The sequence below is a fragment of the Pseudomonas sp. Marseille-Q5117 genome (assembly GCF_946901175.1).
GTDB classification, from domain to species: Bacteria; Pseudomonadota; Gammaproteobacteria; order Pseudomonadales; family Pseudomonadaceae; genus Aquipseudomonas; species Aquipseudomonas iranensis.
On sequence record NZ_CAMPPP010000012.1, the window covers coordinates 110761 to 128763 of the forward strand.

Here is an 18003-nt window from a genome sequence, read left to right on the forward strand (position 1 = left end):
ACAGCATGAACAGCAAACACATCGATCTGCTCGATTTCAGCGAACTGCCGTCAGCGGTGTATTTCCGCTACGCCGATTTCACTGCCCACGAATATGCCGCGCCGCATCGCCATCCGTGGGGCACGCTCGAGTATGCCGCCCATGGCGTGTTGCACATGGATGTCGATGGCAGCCGCTTCATGTCGCCGCCGCAGTACGCGGTGTGGGTGCCGCCTGAGGTCGAGCACAGTTTCTACAGCCATCAGCCGGTCAACTATCGCGCGGTGTGTCTTGATCCAAGTGTTTGCACACGGTTGCCGGCGCGCGCCTGCACCTTGGCGATCAGTGACATTCTCAAGGCGATTCTCAAGGACTTCGCTGCCCGCGATGTGAAGATTGCGGAGCATGAGGCCGATCAGCGTCTGGCCCAGGTATTGGTCGATCAACTGCAACAGGCACCGGTGCAGGAATGTTACCTGCCATATGCGAGCAGCCCGGGCTTACTGACGATTCTCGACGCCTTGCAGGCCGCGCCGGGCGACAACCAACCGTTGGCGCATTGGGCCGCGCAAGTGCATGTCAGCGAGCGCACCCTGGCCCGGCAGTTTGTCCGCGAGCTGGGCATGAGCTTTGGCGAGTGGCGTCAGCGCTTGCGTTATCTGGCGGCGATCGAGGCGCTGGAAACCTCGCGTTCGGTGCAGGAAATCGCTTTCGACCTCGGCTACAGCAGCGGCTCGGCCTTCATCGCCATGTTCGCCCGCCAGGCCGGTTGCACGCCGGAGCAGTATCGGCGCAGCCACCTCGAGGGCAGGAAGGTGTAACAAGCTTTGACTACACTGCGACAGAGGCCGCATCCATCGGTGCGGCAACAAGGAGAAAACTCCATGAAGATGTTGCGTGTGCCGTTGTTGATGATCGGGCTGCTTGTGTGTTCCCAGGGTTTCGCCGCCACGGCGCAACAGAACAAGATGACCACCTGCAATGCCGATGCGACCGCCAAGAGCTTGAAGGGCGACGAGCGCAAGGCGTTCATGAGCACCTGCCTGAAAGCGGCGCCTGCGGCCAACGATGGCAAGGAGCTGACCCCGCAGCAGCAGAAGATGACCACCTGCAATGCCGATGCGAAAACCAAGGCGCTGACCGGTGATGCGCGCAAGGCGTTCATGAGTGAGTGTCTGAAGAAAAAGTGAAACGGTAAATAATGTGGTGAGCTTGCCGGCCTCTTCGCGAGCAGGCTCGCTCCCACATTTGAAACGCGCACTCCTGTGGGAGCGAGCCTGCTCGCGAAAGCGTCGGTGAACGCACCGCCATTCCCACGCCCTGCATATCCCTAGTGCTAACCCCGGATCGCTGGCAGACTGCCCATCCTTTCACGCCGTTCGTTTTGAGGCTGTATGCCAACGTTTTCTCAGCGTCATGTTGTGTTCTGGGTCAGTTGCATCATCATTTTTGGCGGTTTGCTGCTGGTGCTGCCGCTGCGCCTGTTGCCGAGCCTGCTGGCCGGGTTGCTGGTGTTCGAGCTGGTCAACATGCTCACCCCGCAACTGCAACGGCTGATCGAAGGGCGGCGTGCGCGCTGGTTGGCGGTGGCGCTGCTCGGCACGCTGGTGGTGAGTGCGCTGGCGCTGATCTTCGCCGGCGCCATCAGTTTCCTCCTGCATGAAGCGGAAAACCCCGGCGCCTCGCTCGATAAATTCATGGGCGTGGTCGATCGCGCGCGCGGGCAGTTGCCGCCGTTCATCGACGCTTATCTGCCGGCCAGCGCGGCGGAATTTCGCGTGGCGATCGGCGAGTGGGCGAGCAAGCATCTGGCCGACCTGCAACTGGTCGGCAAGGACGCTGCGCACATGTTCGTCACCCTGCTGATTGGCATGGTGCTTGGCGCGATCATCGCCCTGCAGCGCATTCCCGACGTGACCAAGCGCAAGCCGCTGGCCGCCGCCCTGTTCGACCGTTTGCATCTGCTGGTGCAGGCGTTCCGCAATATCGTCTTTGCGCAGATCAAGATTTCCCTGCTCAACACCGTGTTCACCGGAATCTTCCTCGCGGTGATCCTGCCGATGTTCGGCATCAAGCTGCCGCTGACCAAAACCCTGATAGTGCTGACCTTCCTGCTCGGCCTGCTGCCGGTGATCGGCAACCTGATGTCGAACACGCTGATCACCATCGTCGGCCTGTCGCTGTCGATCTGGGTGGCGATCGCCGCGCTTGGCTATCTGATCGTTATCCACAAGCTCGAATACTTTCTCAACGCGCGCATCGTCGGCGGGCAGATCAGTGCCAAGTCGTGGGAGTTGCTTCTGGCGATGCTGGTGTTCGAAGCCGCGTTCGGCCTGCCGGGGGTGGTGGCGGGGCCGATTTATTACGCGTATCTGAAGAGCGAGCTGAAGCTGGGCGGGATGGTCTAAGGCCAGGCAACTGAATTGAATGCATCTGTGGCGAGGGGGATTGTTCCCCGTTGGCCTGCGCAGCAGGCCCCTGCTTTCAAGCTCGGGGGCGGGGCCGCTTCGCGGCCCAAGGGGGATAAATCCCCTCGCCACAGGATAAATCCCCTCTCCACAAAGGCTCTTCGCCACAGATTGTGATCAGGCCATCGAACCGTAACGCTTCATCGCTTCAATCGCCAAACCGCTGCCAATGCTGCCGAAGATGTTGCCTTCCACATGCCGGGCGTTCGGCAGCATTGCCGAGACGCTGTTGCGCAGGGCCGGGATGCCGCTGGAACCACCAGTGAAGAACACCGTGTCGACCTGATCGACCGCCACGCCAGCGTCATTCAACAACTGCGTAACGCTGCCACGCACACGCTCCAGCAACGCCTCGATCGCCGATTCGAACAGCGCGCGGCTCAGCTCGACGCTCAGCCCGGCTTCGATGCGGTCCAGCGGCACGTGGCGGCTGTCGGCGTGGGTCAGCTGAATCTTGGTTTCTTCCACTTCCATCGCCAGCCAGTGCCCGGCGCGCTGTTCGATCAGCTTGAACAGGCGATCGATGCCGCCGGTGTCTTCGATGTCGTAGCGCATGCTGCCCAGCGCCAGCGTGGATTTCTGCGAGTACACCGAGTTGATCGTGTGCCAGGTCGCCAGGTTCATGTGGTGGCTGGTCGGCATGTAGGCGCCGCTCTTCATGCGGCTGCCGTAGCCGAACAGCGGCATCAGGCCTTGCAGGCTGAGCTGTTTGTCGAAGTCGGTACCACCGATGTGCACACCGCCGGTGGCGAGGATGTCATCGTGACGGTTGTCGAGACCACGACGCTCGGGCGACAGGCGCACCAGCGAGAAGTCGGAGGTACCACCGCCGATGTCGACGATCAGTACCAGCTCTTCTTTCTCGATGGTCGACTCGTAGTCGAACGCTGCCGCGATCGGCTCGTACTGGAACGACACATCTTTGAAACCGATTTTGCGCGCCACTTCGACCAGGGTGTCTTCGGCTTCCTGGTCAGCCAGCGGATCGTCATCGACGAAGAACACCGGACGACCCAGCACCACTTGCTCGAATTCCCGTCCGGCGGCGGTTTCGGCGCGGCTCTTGAGCTGGCCGATGAACAGCCCGAGCAGGTCCTTGAACGGCATCGCCGTGCCGAGGACGCTGGTGTCGTGCTTGATCAGCTTGGAGCCGAGCAGGCTTTTCAACGAGCGCATCAGCCGACCTTCGTAGCCTTCCAGATACTCGTGCAGGGCCAGGCGACCGTAGACCGGGCGACGTTCCTCGATGTTGAAGAAGACCACCGACGGCAGGGTGATCTTGTCGTCTTCCAGCGCGATCATGGTGTCCATGCCGGGGCGCAGCCAGCCGACGGTGGAGTTGGACGTGCCGAAGTCGATGCCGCAGGCACGGGCTGGAGAGGCGTCTTTCATGTCTTTCGGTTTCCGGTCAAAAAAACGGCCGCGCAGTGTATGCCAGTGCGCGGCAGATTCGAAGGCCGGTCATCCGCTATTTCGCCGGCAGCCAGCTTGAAAAGCGCCGCTTCGCCCCAAACTTGCTGGCATGGGCCGGCAGACACACCGGCGGTCGCAAGAACCGTCGTCCACTGCCGATAAACTTCTGCGGCGCCACCCGGTCACAAACTTGAGATCGGTCAACCCGGCACGTGCCAATCGGCGCATGCTGGTCTCGGCGCGAAATCGATAACGGATGGTGATCCTTCCATGGACTTCAAAGACTATTACAAGATACTCGGCGTGGAGCCGACAGCCGACGACAAGGCCATCAAGGCGGCCTATCGCAAGCTGGCGCGCAAATACCACCCCGATGTCAGCAAGGAAAAAGACGCCGAGGCCAAGTTCAAGGACGCCTCGGAAGCCTATGAAGCGCTGAAAAGCGCCGACAAGCGCGCCGAATACGACGAACTGCGCCGTTATGGCCAGCACGGTCAGCCGTTCCAGGGCCCGCCAGGCTGGCAGAGCCGTGGCGGCTTCGGCGGTGGCGGTGGCGACACGGGCGACTTCTCGGACTTCTTCAGTTCGATCTTCGGCAATCGCGGCCCCGGTTTCGGTGGCGCCGAGAGCCGCCAATCACGCGGACGCCGAGGGCAAGACGTGGAAATGGAACTGCCTGTCTTCCTCGAAGAAACCCTGTCGAACGAATCGAAGAAAGTCACCTTTCAGGTGCCGCAATACAATGCGCACGGCCAGCATGTCAGCAACACCAGCAAGAGCCTGAACGTGAAGATTCCGGCCGGCGTCACCGACGGCGAGCGGATTCGCCTGAAGGGCCAGGGCGCACCGGGTATCGGTGGCGGGGCGAATGGCGACCTGTACCTGACCATCCGGTTTGCGCCGCACCCGAAATTCGATGTCGAAGGCGAAAACCTGATCATCACCTTGCCCCTGGCTCCGTGGGAATTGGCATTGGGCACTGAAGTGGCCGTGCCGACCCTGACCGGCAAGATCAACCTCAAGGTCCCGGCCGGCAGCCAGAATGGCCAGCGCATGCGCGCCAAGGGCCATGGCCTGCTGAACAAGGCCGGCGAGCGCGGTTACCTGTTCGTGCAGCTCAAGGCCGTGATGCCGAAAGCCTCCGACGAGGAGGTCAAGGCGCTGTGGCAGGAGCTGGCGAAGAAAGCCGCGTTCAACCCGCGAGAGAACTTCTGAACCCGACGACGGAGTAGCCCATCATGAGCAGCCCCCTGATCGTTCAACTGGACCTGGCAGAATTCTGTGAGGCGGCCGATTTGTCGGACGTCTACGTGATCGAAATCGTCGAGCACGGCATCCTCGAACCTGAGGGCGCGCAGCCGCGGGAATGGCGCTTCACCGATTACGAATTGGCCTTGGCCAAGCGCGCGGCGAAGCTGCGCCGTGATCTGGAACTGGAGTGGGAAGGCGTGGCGCTGGCGCTGGATCTGCTGGATGAGGTTAAGCAGTTGCGCGCCGAGAATCGCATGTTGCGCCAGCGGTTGGGGCGGTTGGTGGTCGAATAAATTGTTTGAGGCGATGAGGTCTGATCCGGCCCCATCGCGAGTCGGCCCGCTTGTGCCGGGTTAGTGTTTGCGAGTGTTTCACCCGGTATGAACCGGCAGGATGGTCTGATAGTTTTCCGGGCACATGTTGGCAATGGATGCCGACGGTCGCAGCGCCAGCCAGACTGGCCAGCGCTGCGCAATCTTTGCAAGGAAGCCTGTCAATGCCAGTCAGACCCAAGCCGCCCAAACCGGGCGCAGTCGATATCACCATCCCTGGGCGCACATCCCGGGATTCCGCCACGCACGGTATCGAGTCGCCGCACCTGACCCCCGGTCCGTTCATTCGCAAGACCCCGCCCGATACCAGCGACCCCGGCAGTAGCACGCAGCAAATGGAAACTGCGGCCGCGCCGCACAGAGTGCAAGTCCACCCGACGCCGTCTACGTCGGGTTCCGTCCCAACGGTTGCAGCCTCCGCGCTGGAGCGTTACCTGATTGCCTCGACAGCCCCTCTACCGCAAGCGAACGTTGAAGGGTTTCGCCTATTCAAGGGTCGCCAGTACGCGGACTTGCAGGGCGGCGGTACGGTGCTGATCGGCGTCGATGCCGAGACCGGTCTGCATCGGGCCCGGTTGTCCAGCGAGCTGCAGCCGTCCGGCCCTGTGCTTGCCTACGACGGGTTGAACAAGCACTGGTACGCACTTGAAGAGTCCAGCGCATCGCCGGGCGCCGCCGCTGTCCCGGGTAAAAGCCGCAGGGTGGCGCGCCAGAGCGATGACGACTATGAGTCTGCCGTTGAGGATCTGCCCGACGATGGCGGTGCAACGCAGGAACATTTTTATCTGGCGTCCGAGTCGATGCCCGTCAAACCCTTCACCGCTGACGAATTGCGTGCAATGCGCAGCGAAACGCGCTTTTCGTTTCTCACCAATCGGCCCGGGGTCTACGACCGTGCCAATAACGGCAAATACCCATTCCGTGACATGGCCGGCCGGCCTGTCAGGATAAAGAAGCTCCAGAGCCTGGTGCGTTTTGAAGACGGCGGCCGATACACCTCCGAGCAGATCAAGCCATACATCAAGTTTGGCGCCTACGAGCATGTCGCGCGGTTGTATGAAGAAAAGCTGCAATGGCGACTGTTCACCGAGGCCGACATGACGGTGCCTGGAGAGCGTGCCCTGGTCGGCCAGTCAATGGTGGTCGCCAACCGGCGCATCAACCGAGGCGAGGTGGTCGGCGTCTATGCTGGCGCGATCATGCCCGGACGTCTCGTGCCGCTCCCCCAGCAGTCATACACCATGAAGGTCGGCGTCCGTTATCAACCAGGGCCTGGATATTTGATCCCCGACGAATTCGCGCTGGTCGGTGACACGATTATCTCGCGGATCAACACGCGCTTTTGGTATGACGCGGCGGGCAAGCCGGTTCGTCAGGCTACGGATGGTTATAACGTCGAATTCGTACCGTTCGATGTCGAAGCGCAACAGTGGATAGGCAAGGAACTGGTCACCCGGGACTTCATTCTCAACGCCATCTTCGCTACCGAAGACATTCCGGCAGGAACCGAGCTACGCATCGATTACAACTACAGCGATGCGGACATCGCGAAGTTGTTCCCGTGACTGCCTGAGCGGTCGCGACTGAATACGGACCTGCGCGTCCGTATTCAGCGCACGCCTTCATCAAAACAGAAAATAGCGCTGCGCCATCGGCAGCGTTTCCGCCGGTTCGCACCACAGCAACACGCCATCGGCCTTGACCTGATAGGTCTGCGGATCGACGTCGATGTTCGGCAGATAGTCATTGTGGATCAGGTCGGTTTTCTGCACGTCGCGGCAGCCCTTCACCACAGCGATCTGCTTCTTCAATCCCAAGGCTTCTGGCAATCCGGCCTCCTGCGCCGCCTGGCTGATAAAGGTCAGGCTGGTGGCGTGCAGCGAGCCGCCGTAGCTGGCAAACATCGGGCGGTAATGCACCGGTTGCGGTGTTGGAATCGAGGCGTTGGCATCGCCCATCAGGCTGGCGGCAATCGCGCCACCCTTGAGGATCAGCGTCGGTTTCACACCGAAAAACGCCGGGCGCCACAGCACCAGATCGGCCCACTTGCCGACTTCGATCGAGCCGACTTCATGGCTGATGCCGTGGGTAATCGCCGGGTTGATCGTGTACTTGGCGATGTAACGCTTGGCGCGGAAGTTGTCGTTGCCCTCACCGTCCTGCGGCAGTGGGCCGCGCTGTTTTTTCATCTTGTCGGCGGTCTGCCAGGTGCGCGTGATGACTTCACCGACGCGGCCCATGGCCTGACTGTCGGAGCTGATCATTGAGAACGCGCCGAGGTCGTGGAGGATGTCTTCAGCGGCAATGGTTTCGCGGCGGATACGGCTTTCGGCGAAGGCGACGTCTTCGGCAATGCTCGGGTCGAGGTGATGGCAGACCATCAGCATGTCGAGGTGTTCGTCGATGGTGTTGCGGGTGAACGGCCGGGTCGGATTGGTCGAGCTCGGCAGCACGTTGGGGAAGCCGCAGGCCTTGATGATGTCCGGCGCGTGGCCGCCACCGGCACCTTCGGTGTGATAGGTGTGGATGGTGCGGCCCTTGAATGCGCCAAGGGTGGTTTCGACGAAGCCGGATTCGTTGAGGGTGTCGGTGTGGATCGCCACCTGCACGTCGTACTGGTCGGCGACGTTGAGGCAGTTGTCGATGCTCGCCGGGGTGGTGCCCCAGTCTTCGTGCAGCTTGAGGCCGATAGCGCCGGCCTTGACCTGTTCGATCAACGGCTCCGGCAGGCTGGCGTTGCCTTTGCCGGTGAGGCCGATGTTCATCGGGAAGGCATCGGCAGCCTGGAGCATGCGCGCCAGATGCCACGGGCCGGAGGTGCAGGTGGTGGCGTTGGTGCCGGTGGCCGGCCCGGTGCCGCCGCCGATCATGGTGGTGACGCCGCTCATCAGCGCTTCTTCGATCTGCTGCGGGCAGATGAAGTGGATATGCGTGTCGATGCCGCCAGCGGTGAGGATCATGCCTTCGCCGGCGATCACTTCGGTGCCGGCGCCGATGGCGATGGTCACGTTGGGCTGCACATCGGGGTTGCCGGCCTTGCCGATTGCGGCGATGCGCCCGTCCTTGAGGCCGACGTCGGCCTTGACGATGCCCCAGTGGTCGATGATCAGCGCGTTGGTGATCAGCGTGTCGACCACTTCGGCGGCGAGCAACTGGCTCTGGCCCTGGCCGTCGCGGATGACTTTGCCACCACCGAACTTCACTTCCTCGCCGTAGGTGGTGAAGTCCTTTTCGACTTCGATCCACAGCTCGGTATCGGCCAGGCGCACCTTGTCGCCGACGGTGGGGCCGAACATGTCGGCGTAGGCGCTTCTAGAAATCTTCATGTGCTTGCCTTGGGATTCAATTGTTTTTGAGATCGCTCGCATAGCTCGCTATCGCAGCCTCGCTGCGCTCGACAGCTCCTACAGTCAGTGATCGGCTTGAGATCGAGTGACATTTGTAGGAGCTGCCGAAGGCTGCGATCTTTTCGGGGCGCCCCGGATCAGTCCAGTTCGCCCATGATGCGGCCGGCAAAGCCGAACACCCGGCGATGCCCGGCGTAATCGACCAGCTCGACTTCACGGCTCTGGCCTGGCTCGAAGCGCACGGCGGTGCCGGCGGGGATGTTCAGGCGCATGCCGCGACTGGCGGCACGGTCGAAGGTCAGCGCGTCGTTGGTTTCGAAAAAGTGAAAGTGCGAACCGACCTGGATCGGCCGGTCACCACTGTTGGCGACTTTCAGGCTCACTGTGCGGCGGCCGACGTTGAGTTCGATGTCGCCGGGCTGGATCTGGTATTGGCCAGGAATCATCGCTGGGCTCCTTGCAGGACTTTGTAATAGAGAGCGGTCGGGCGATAGGTGCCGTTGGGGTCGCAGGCGTAATCGGGTATTTCGCCGGCGCGCACGTAGCCCAGCGCCTTGTAGAAATCTTCTGCCGGCGAGCCGGCCTCGGTGTCGAGATAGAGCATGCCGCGCTTGTGCTTGGGCGCTTCGAGTTCCAGCGCCTGCATCAGTTGCTGGCCGAGACCACGGCGGCGCGCGTGTTCGCGCACCAGCAGTTTCTGCACTTCGGCGCGGTTCAGACCATTGGCCTTCTGGCACAGGCCCAGTTGCACGCTGGCCAGTACCTGCTCGTCCTTCACCACCACCCAGAGCAGCGTGCTGCCCTTGTTGATGTTGTCCTGCACCTCATCGAAATACGCGCGCGCCTGGGCGGCATCGAGGTCGGCCATGAAGCCGACGCTGGCGCCGTAACCGACGGCGTCGAGCAGCAGATCGATCAGGCCCTGGCGATAGTGGGCAAAGCTCTCAGCATTGACGCGGCGCAACTGGGCGGCGTTCATCGACATCACTCCTTGTGGGCATCCGGTGGCTGTGCGCCGGGATTGAGGGTCAACTGCATGAAGGTCAGATCGAGCCAGCGGCCGAACTTGGTGCCCACTTGCGGCATCTGCCCGGTGATGCTGAAACCGGCACGCTCGTGCAGGCGGATCGAGGCAGCGTTGCCGCTTTCGATAGCGGCGACCATGACGTGTTTGCCGCAAGCGCGGGCGCGTTCGATCAACGCGGTCATCAGTTGCGGGCCGAGGCCGTTGCCGCGTTGATCGCTGCGCACGTACACCGAGTGCTCGACGGTGTGGCGGAAACCGTCGAACGGCCGCCAGTCGCCGAACGAGGCATAACCCAGCACCGCGTTGTGGCTGTCGACGATCACCAGAATCGGGTACGCCTGCAACTGACGCGCGTCGAACCATGCCTGGCGATTGCCGAGGTCGACCGCTTGTTCGTTCCAGATCGCCGTGGTGTTGAGCACGGCGTCGTTGTAGATGTCGCGGATCGCCGGCAGGTCGGCCCGGCTCGCATCGCGAATGCTGTAAGTCATGGCGCGGCCTCAGACGATCGGCTGGTGAACGGTGACCAGTTTGGTGCCGTCGGGGAACGTCGCCTCGACCTGGATCTCCGGGATCATTTCCGGGATGCCTTCCATCACTTGTTCGCGGCTGAGCAGGGTGGTGCCGTAATGCATCAGCTCGGCCACGGTCTGGCCGTCGCGGGCGCCTTCGAGCAGCGCGGCGGAGATGTAGGCCATGGCTTCCGGGTAGTTGAGTTTCACGCCACGGGCCAGCCGCCGCTCGGCGACGAGGCCGGCGGTGAAGATCAGCAGCTTGTCTTTTTCGCGTGGGGTCAGGTCCATGGTTCGGGTTCCATCAGGGCAGATTCGGGTGGCTCTCGAGAAGTGTGGGGTGCCAGTTGGAGCAGCCCCTCACCCTAGCCCTCTCCCGAGGGAGAGGGGACTGATCTTGGTTGTTTTCAATGGCCAATTCAGTCAGCAATATTCGTTCAGGCAGATAAATTCATTTCAGACGACTCGGTCAGGCTCCCTCTCCCTCCGGGAGAGGGCGGGGTGAGGGTCGGGGTTTCAGGTGCTCCATATTCTTGGCGCGATAGCTTCGCGGCCCAGCAGCGCAGGCCTTAGCAGTCGCCATAAATCAATCAGCCAGGCGCGGGCGAGTAACGCCTCACTGGCCAGACACCGCGCCACCAGCAACCCTGGCAACTGCGTCAAGTCTCCACGCACTTCGTGCCCCAGCGAGCGGCAGCGCTCCAGCAACTCGGCGTCTATCTCACCGGTCACCAGCATCGTTGCGAACACCGGATTGCCATCCAGGCCGATCGGCGAGTCGAGTAAACCGTCCGCACCGACAATGCGCTGCCGTTCGTGCCAGAGCAACCGACCGTCGTGGCGGATGTCCAGGTGCGCCTGAAAATGCCCGAGGTCAAAACGCTCGCCGCTGGCCGGCCGACCGAGCGCCACCACGTCCCAATAGAACAGCCGCGCATCGCCTTCAAGCTCGATCGTTGTGGCCAACTCGGCCTGCGCGGCGCTGTAGACGATGGTTTCCTGCGGCAGCCATTCCAGGGTCGCGCCGGCAGCGACTTGCAAGTCGAGCTGCTGATAAGCCGGCCCGCCCGCGCGATACCACTTGGCGGCGCCGGGGCTGGTGATCTGTGCCCAGGCGTTGTGTTCGACACGCGCGCTGATGTCCAGTCGATCGCCGCCGGCAATTCCGCCCGGTGGATGGACGATGATGTGCTGGCAGACCTCGGGGCCTTCGGCGTACAGATGCTTTTGCACGCGCAGCGGGCCGAGGTGACGGCGCATGACCGGGCGCGTGCAATCGCCGAAGCGCGCGTAAGCCAGTTCCAGCTCGGCGTGCCAGCTCGGGGTAAACAGGGCAGGTGCAACAATCGAATTCATGGTTTTGTGATTATCGTTAGGAAGCTACAGATTAGACCGGCGCGTTAGATCGTGACCAGCCCGCGTACACCTTCGGCCTCCATATTTTCACCGCGACCCTGCTGGACGATCTCGCCCCGCGACATCACCAGGTATTGATCGGCCAGTTCTGCAGCAAAGTCGTAGAACTGCTCGACCAGCAGAATCGCCATGTCACCGCGCGCCGCGAGCTGCTTGATCACCGCGCCGATTTCCTTGATCACCGACGGTTGAATGCCTTCGGTCGGCTCATCAAGAATCAGCAGGCGCGGGCGGCTGGCCAATGCGCGGCCGATCGCCAGTTGCTGTTGCTGACCACCGGACAGATCGCCGCCACGGCGCTGCTTCATTTGTAGCAGCACCGGGAACAGTTCGTAGATGAAACCTGGAACTTCTTTGGCTTCTGAGCCTGGAAAGCGCGACAGGCCCATCAGCAGATTTTCTTCTACCGTCAGGCGCCCGAAGATCTCACGGCCCTGCGGCACGTAGGCGATACCGGCATGCACACGCTGGTGCGGTTTGAACGTGGTGATCGGTTTGCCTTCCCAGTTCACCACGCCTTCCTTGGCCGGCAGCAGGCCCATCAGGCATTTGAGCAGGGTGGTCTTGCCCACGCCGTTACGGCCGAGCAGGCAGGTCACTTCGCCGACCTTCACGTCAAAGCTCAGGCCGCGCAGGATGTGGCTACCGCCGTAGTACTGATGAAGTTGTTGGACTTGTAGCATCGGAACTCCGTTAGTTGGGCTTCAAGCCGCAAGCTGCAAGCAAGAGCAGTGCTGTTTATGACTTTGCTTTTACTTGCTGCTTGAAGCTTGTCGCTTGCAGCTGGCCGATTCATCGGCCGAGGTAGACCTCGATCACCCGCTCGTTTTCCTGCACCTGTTCCAGCGAGCCCTCGGCCAGCACGCTGCCCTGATGCAGCACCGTGACGTGGTCGGCAATCGAGCCGACAAAGCCCATGTCGTGCTCGACCACCATCAGCGAATGCTTGCCCGCCAGCGATTTGAACAGCTCGGCGGTGAACTCGGTTTCGGCGTCGGTCATGCCCGCCACCGGTTCGTCGAGCAGGAGCAGTTGTGGGTCCTGCATCAGCAACATGCCGATCTCGAGAAACTGCTTCTGGCCGTGGGACAACAGCCCGGCCTGGCGATTGACCGAGGTAGTCAGTCGAATCGTCTCGAGCACTTCGCTGATGCGATCCTTCTGCTCGCCACTCAAGCGCGCACGCAAACTGGCCCACACCGACTTGTCGGTCTTCTGCGCCAGCTCCAGGTTTTCAAACACGCTCAAGGCTTCGAATACCGTCGGTTTCTGGAATTTGCGGCCGATGCCGGACTGGGCAATCTGCACTTCGCTCATCTGCGTCAGATCCAGGGTTTCGCCGAACCAGGCCTTGCCGTGGCTGGGCCGGGTCTTGCCGGTGATCACGTCCATCAGCGTGGTCTTGCCCGCGCCGTTGGGGCCGATGATGCAGCGCAGTTCGCCGACGCCGATGTACAGGTTGAGATTGTTCAGCGCACGGAAGCCGTCGAAGCTGACGCTGATGTCTTCCAAAGTCAGGATCGTGCCGTGACGCGTATCGAGGCCGGGGCCGACGCGCTGGCCGAGGCCGATCGAGTCGCGGCTGGTGCCTTCGTCCTTGTTCGGTTCCACGGGGAAAAACGCCGGCTCCAGCATGAATTCAGCACTCGCTGTGACTCTCATTGTTCACCTCGTTTCTTCAGCAAACCGATCACGCCCTTGGGCAGGTACAACGTCACGACGATGAACAGCGCACCGAGGAAGAACAGCCAGTATTCCGGGAAGGCCACGGTGAACCAGCTCTTCATGCCGTTGACCACGCCGGCGCCGAGCAGCGGCCCGATCAGCGTGCCGCGCCCGCCAAGGGCGACCCACACCGCCGCTTCGATCGAGTTGGTCGGCGACATTTCGCTGGGGTTGATGATGCCGACCTGCGGGACATAAAGCGCTCCGGCGAGACCGCACAACACCGCACTCAGCACCCAGACGAACAGCTTGAAACCGCGCGGGTCGTAGCCGCAGAACATCAAACGGTTTTCCGCATCACGCAACGCCGTCAGCACCCGACCGAACTTGCTCTGCGCCAGGCGCCAGCCGATGAACAGGCTCGCCACCAGCAGCAACACCGTGGCCAGAAACAGCACCGCGCGGGTGCCCGGTTCGGTAATGCCGAAGCCGAGGATCGTGCGGAAATTGGTGAAGCCGTTGTTGCCACCGAAACCGGTCTCGTTGCGGAAAAACAGGAGCATGCCGGCGAAGGTCAGGGCCTGAGTCATGATCGAGAAATACACGCCCTTGATCCGCGAACGGAAGGCGAAAAAGCCGAACACCAGCGCCAGCAGACCCGGCGCCAGCACCACCAGACACATGGCCCAGATAAAGCTGCTGGTGCCGGTCCAGTACCAGGGCAATTCGCTCCACGACAGGAAAGTCATGAACGCTGGCAAGCCATCGCCGGCCGCCTGCCGCATCAGGTACATGCCCATCGCGTACCCGCCGAGGGCGAAGAACAGACCGTGGCCCAGCGACAGCAGGCCGGCATAGCCCCAGACCAGATCCAGCGCCAGGGCGACGATGGCGTAGCAGAGGATTTTGCCGACCAGGGTCAGCGTGTAGGCCGAGACGTGCAGGGCATTGTCTGGCGCGAGCAGTGACAGCAACGGCAGAACGATCAGCAGCGCGAGAATCACTCCGCCGACGACGAGCGTGACTTTCGGCCCGGCCTTTTGTGTGGCCGTGACTAACAGAGGCTGGTTCATCAGTCGATCACCCGTCCTTTCAGTGCGAAGAGGCCTTGCGGACGTTTCTGAATGAACAGAATGATCAGCGCGAGGATCAGGATCTTGCCGAGCACCGCACCGATCTGCGGTTCGAGAATCTTGTTGGCGATGCCCAGGCCAAATGCCGCCAGCACGCTACCGGCCAGTTGGCCGACGCCGCCGAGCACCACCACCAGGAACGAGTCGATGATGTAGCTCTGGCCAAGGTCGGGACCGACGTTGCCGATCTGGCTCAGCGCCACGCCGCCCAATCCGGCGATGCCCGAGCCGAGGCCGAAGGCGAGCATGTCGACGCGCCCGGTCGGCACGCCGCAGCAGGCGGCCATGTTGCGGTTCTGAGTGACGGCGCGGACGTTGAGGCCGAGCCGGGTTTTATTCAGCAGCAGCCAGGTCAGCACCACCACGAACAATGCGAAAGCGATGATGACGATGCGGTTGTACGGCAGCACTAGATTGGGCAGCACTTGGATGCCGCCGGACAGCCACGCCGGGTTGGCCACTTCAACGTTCTGCGCACCGAACACCAGCCGCACCAGTTGGATCAGCATCAGGCTGATGCCCCAGGTCGCGAGCAGCGTTTCCAGTGGTCGACCGTAAAGGTGGCGGATGACCGTGCGCTCCAGCGCCATGCCAATGGCGGCGGTGACGAAAAACGCCACCGGTAGCGCGATCAGCGGATAGAACTCGATTGCCTGCGGCGCGTAACGCTGGAACATCAACTGCACGACATAGGTCGAGTAGGCGCCGAGCATCAGCATCTCGCCGTGGGCCATGTTGATCACCCCGAGCAGTCCGAAGGTGATCGCCAGACCGAGGGCGGCGAGCAGCAGAATCGAGCCCAGCGACATGCCGCTGAAGGCCTGGCCGAGCACTTCGCCGATCAGCAGTTTGCGCTTGACCTGAGCGAGGCTGGTTTCAGCGGCGGTGCGCACGCCGGCATCGCTTTCCACGCCCGGTTCGAGCAGGCCTTCAAGGCGCGTGCGTGCCAACGGGTCGCCGGTTTCACCGAGCAACCGCACCGCTGCAAGGCGCACCGCCGGGTCGCTGTCGACCAGTTGCAGATTGGCCAGCGCCAGGCTCAGGGCCGCGTGGACGCTTGGGTCTTTTTCCCCGGCGAGTTGCCGGTCGAGAAATTTCAGCTGCGCGGGTTTCGCGCTTTTCTGCAATTGCTGCGCGGCGCTCAGACGGATTTTGCCGTCAGCGGCGAGCAATTGGTGGCTGGCCATCGCGGTGTCGATCAGACCCCGCAGGCGATTGTTCAAGCGCAGGGTTTTCGCTTGGCCGTCGATCGAAAGCTCGCCTTGTTGCAGGGCGTTGAGCAATTCGATACGCGCCGGATCGGGCTGCGCGGCCCAGGCTTCCAGCAGTTTGGCCTGTTGCATCGGATTGGCCGCGACAAAGTCTTCGGCATCGCCGGCGTGGGCCAGGAGTGGCAGCAACAGTGCGATGGCGAGAAGTACGCGGTGTATGGCAGTGGGCATTAGTGGTGTCCTGTTCAACCGCCCCCTCACCCTAACCCTCTCCCGGAGGGAGAGGGGACTGACCGAGGTGTCTGGACGATGTGCTGCAACCTGCGAACTTGAGTCGAACTCAGGGTTTGAAGAGCATGAAGATCGGCTCCCTTTCCCCCTCTCCCGGAGGGAGAGGGCTGGGGTGAGGGGGAAGTCTCATGCTCGCCTCAAAAACTGAATTCGCCTCAGTTGCTCTTCACCGCATAATCCGGCTTCTTGTCGTTGCCCTGAATGAACGGGCTCCACGGTTGCGCGCGGATCGGGCCTTCGGTCTGCCACACGACGTTGAACTGACCGTCGCTCTGGATTTCGCCGATCATCACTGGCTTGTGCAGGTGGTGATTGGTCTTGTCCATGGTCAGGGTGTACCCCGATGGCGCAGCAAACGTCTGCCCGGCCAGCGCTTCGCGAACCTTGTCGACGTCTGTGGATTTGGCTTTCTCGACCGCTTGCGCCCACATGTGGATGCCGACGTAGGTGGCTTCCATCGGGTCGTTGGTCACCGCTTTGTCCGCGCCTGGCAGATTGTGTTTCTTCGCATAGGCTTTCCAGTCCGCGACGAATTTCTTGTTCGCAGGATTCTCCACCGACTCGAAGTAGTTCCACGCCGCGAGGTTGCCCACCAGCGGTTTGGTGTCGATGCCGCGCAGTTCTTCTTCGCCGACCGAGAACGCCACCACCGGCACGTCGGTGGCTTTCAGGCCCTGGTTGGCCAGCTCTTTATAGAACGGCACGTTGGAGTCGCCATTGACAGTCGAGATGACGGCAGTCTTGCCACCGGCGGAGAACTTTTTGATGTTGGCAACGATGGTCTGGTAATCGCTGTGACCGAACGGCGTGTAGACCTCTTCGATGTCCTTGTCGGCCACGCCTTTGGAGTGCAGGAACGCACGCAGGATCTTGTTGGTGGTGCGCGGGTAGACGTAGTCGGTGCCGAGCAGGAAGTAGCGCTTGGCGCTGCCGCCTTCTTCGCTCATCAGGTATTCAACGGCGGGGATCGCTTGCTGGTTCGGCGCGGCGCCGGTGTAGAAGACGTTCGGCGACATCTCTTCGCCTTCGTACTGCACCGGGTAGAACAGCAGACCGTTGAGTTCTTCGAACACCGGCAATACCGATTTACGCGATACCGAGGTCCAGCAGCCGAACACCACCGCGACCTTGTCCTGGGTCAGCAACTGCCGGCCCTTTTCGGCGAACAGCGGCCAGTTGGAAGCGGGATCGACCACCACCGGCTCGAGCATCTTGCCGTTCACGCCGCCCTTGGCATTGATCTCGTCGATGGTCATCAGCGCCATGTCCTTGAGCGACGTTTCGGAGATCGCCATGGTCCCGGACAACGAATGCAGAATCCCGACCTTGATGGTCTCGGCGGCCTGGACAGTCCAGGTCATGCCCATCGCGGCAATGGATGCCGTGAGTGTGAAAGCCTTGATCAAACTGCGACGCTTCATTGTGCGATCTCCATGAACATTCTGATTTTTCTGGTTGGCAGATGCGGACGACTGAAGGTGTGTTTTGCAAAGGCTGTGCCCGGTCGCGTTCAGGCAAGGAAATGTCGTGTTAGAGGGGTTATACGCAGTGATGGCGCACCAGGAAGGAACGCGCAGTGGGGCGTGGTGCGATCAGGTGCTTCATTGTGGTGCTACCGCAACGCGGCAGCGGCTTTAAGCAGGACTCAGTCCACGCCGGGGAAGGAGTCGACATACTTGATAGTGAAATCGGGGAAGGAGTCAACGATCTGGATTTTGTAATCCGGGAAGCTGTCGACGGTTTTCCACTTGCCTGCGGAATCCGGGAATGAGTCGACTTTCTTCACCTTCAGGTCGGGAAACGAATCCACCACTTTCACTTTGTAATCAGGAAAGCTGTCGACGAACTTGATCTTGCCGTAAATCCGCGAGACATCGACCGTCGTATCGGCTTGCACTGAACCACAAGCCAACACCAACAACGACAGGGCAACTGTTTTGCGCATGACACTTATCCCG

The 18003-nt window shown here is 61.6% G+C and carries 19 protein-coding genes; 6 read left to right on the forward strand and 13 right to left on the reverse strand.

Annotation, left to right across the window (positions count from 1 at the left end):
• Window positions 1–5: 5 nt before the first annotated feature.
• The 3 genes from OC605_RS18950 to OC605_RS18960 all read left to right on the forward strand — a co-directional run bounded on the left by OC605_RS18950 (window position 6) and on the right by OC605_RS18960 (window position 2387).
• Window positions 6–800 (forward strand): AraC family transcriptional regulator, encoded by a 795-nt coding sequence (locus OC605_RS18950; RefSeq protein ID WP_122601497.1) that lies wholly within the window; start codon window positions 6–8, stop codon window positions 798–800.
• 63 nt (window positions 801–863) lie between these two features.
• Window positions 864–1169 (forward strand): PsiF family protein, encoded by a 306-nt coding sequence (locus OC605_RS18955; protein WP_016771900.1) that lies wholly within the window; start codon window positions 864–866, stop codon window positions 1167–1169.
• A 204-nt stretch (window positions 1170–1373) separates the two neighbouring features.
• Window positions 1374–2387: an AI-2E family transporter gene (locus OC605_RS18960; protein ID WP_016771899.1), complete on the forward strand. Its 1014-nt coding sequence runs from the start codon at window positions 1374–1376 to the stop codon at window positions 2385–2387.
• 177 nt (window positions 2388–2564) lie between these two features.
• On the opposite strand, the gene OC605_RS18965 is transcribed toward OC605_RS18960, so the two are convergent.
• Entirely contained in the window at window positions 2565–3839 is a 1275-nt protein-coding gene (locus OC605_RS18965; RefSeq protein ID WP_016771898.1) for an Hsp70 family protein, read from the reverse strand.
• 291 nt (window positions 3840–4130) lie between these two features.
• On the opposite strand from OC605_RS18965, the gene OC605_RS18970 reads away from it, so the two are divergent.
• The 3 genes from OC605_RS18970 (at window position 4131) to OC605_RS18980 (ending at window position 7008) form a co-directional block, all read left to right on the forward strand.
• The gene (locus tag OC605_RS18970) at window positions 4131–5075 is read left to right on the forward strand and encodes a DnaJ C-terminal domain-containing protein (protein ID WP_110603615.1); all 945 of its coding nucleotides are present in this window, start codon (window positions 4131–4133) and stop codon (window positions 5073–5075) included.
• 23 nt (window positions 5076–5098) lie between these two features.
• Window positions 5099–5404 carry a chaperone modulator CbpM gene (locus OC605_RS18975; protein WP_122601498.1) on the forward strand — a complete coding sequence of 102 codons (306 nt, stop codon included), beginning with the start codon at window positions 5099–5101 and terminating at the stop codon, window positions 5402–5404.
• Between the two features lie 203 nt (window positions 5405–5607).
• Window positions 5608–7008, forward strand: a complete 1401-nt coding sequence (locus OC605_RS18980; RefSeq protein WP_231507590.1) for a hypothetical protein — start codon at window positions 5608–5610, stop codon at window positions 7006–7008.
• Between the two features lie 60 nt (window positions 7009–7068).
• Here the strand turns inward: OC605_RS18980 and ureC are convergent, their stop codons facing one another.
• The 12 genes from ureC to OC605_RS19040 all read right to left on the reverse strand — a co-directional run bounded on the left by ureC (window position 7069) and on the right by OC605_RS19040 (window position 17990).
• Entirely contained in the window at window positions 7069–8769 is a 1701-nt protein-coding gene (gene ureC, locus OC605_RS18985; protein WP_071174262.1) for an urease subunit alpha, read from the reverse strand.
• A 158-nt stretch (window positions 8770–8927) separates the two neighbouring features.
• The gene (locus OC605_RS18990) at window positions 8928–9236 is read right to left on the reverse strand and encodes an urease subunit beta (RefSeq protein ID WP_122508610.1); all 309 of its coding nucleotides are present in this window, start codon (window positions 9234–9236) and stop codon (window positions 8928–8930) included.
• Complete coding sequence (locus tag OC605_RS18995) at window positions 9233–9769, reverse strand: GNAT family N-acetyltransferase (RefSeq protein ID WP_073471741.1); 537 nt, start codon at window positions 9767–9769, stop codon at window positions 9233–9235. Before OC605_RS18995 ends, OC605_RS18990 begins: the two co-directional genes overlap by 4 nt.
• Window positions 9770–9774: 5 nt before the next feature.
• Complete coding sequence (locus tag OC605_RS19000) at window positions 9775–10308, reverse strand: GNAT family N-acetyltransferase (protein WP_122508611.1); 534 nt, start codon at window positions 10306–10308, stop codon at window positions 9775–9777.
• A 9-nt stretch (window positions 10309–10317) separates the two neighbouring features.
• Entirely contained in the window at window positions 10318–10620 is a 303-nt protein-coding gene (gene ureA, locus OC605_RS19005) for an urease subunit gamma (RefSeq protein ID WP_003221215.1), read from the reverse strand.
• A 225-nt stretch (window positions 10621–10845) separates the two neighbouring features.
• Window positions 10846–11685, reverse strand: coding sequence for an urease accessory protein UreD (locus tag OC605_RS19010; protein ID WP_122601500.1), 840 nt, complete (start codon window positions 11683–11685; stop codon window positions 10846–10848).
• 44 nt (window positions 11686–11729) lie between these two features.
• Complete coding sequence (gene urtE, locus OC605_RS19015) at window positions 11730–12428, reverse strand: urea ABC transporter ATP-binding subunit UrtE (protein ID WP_122601501.1); 699 nt, start codon at window positions 12426–12428, stop codon at window positions 11730–11732.
• 109 nt (window positions 12429–12537) lie between these two features.
• Window positions 12538–13407 carry an urea ABC transporter ATP-binding protein UrtD gene (urtD, locus tag OC605_RS19020; protein ID WP_016771888.1) on the reverse strand — a complete coding sequence of 290 codons (870 nt, stop codon included), beginning with the start codon at window positions 13405–13407 and terminating at the stop codon, window positions 12538–12540.
• The gene (gene urtC / locus OC605_RS19025) at window positions 13404–14483 is read right to left on the reverse strand and encodes an urea ABC transporter permease subunit UrtC (protein ID WP_262138791.1); all 1080 of its coding nucleotides are present in this window, start codon (window positions 14481–14483) and stop codon (window positions 13404–13406) included. The genes urtD and urtC overlap by 4 nt, the downstream gene beginning before the upstream one ends.
• Window positions 14483–15985 (reverse strand): urea ABC transporter permease subunit UrtB, encoded by a 1503-nt coding sequence (gene urtB, locus OC605_RS19030; protein WP_262138793.1) that lies wholly within the window; start codon window positions 15983–15985, stop codon window positions 14483–14485. Before urtB ends, urtC begins: the two co-directional genes overlap by 1 nt.
• A 215-nt stretch (window positions 15986–16200) precedes the next feature.
• Entirely contained in the window at window positions 16201–17466 is a 1266-nt protein-coding gene (gene urtA, locus OC605_RS19035; RefSeq protein ID WP_056787644.1) for an urea ABC transporter substrate-binding protein, read from the reverse strand.
• A 224-nt stretch (window positions 17467–17690) separates the two neighbouring features.
• On the reverse strand, window positions 17691–17990 hold the full coding sequence (locus tag OC605_RS19040; protein ID WP_186567325.1) for a hypothetical protein: 300 nt from the start codon (window positions 17988–17990) through the stop codon (window positions 17691–17693).
• Between the last annotated feature and the right edge of the window lie 13 nt (window positions 17991–18003).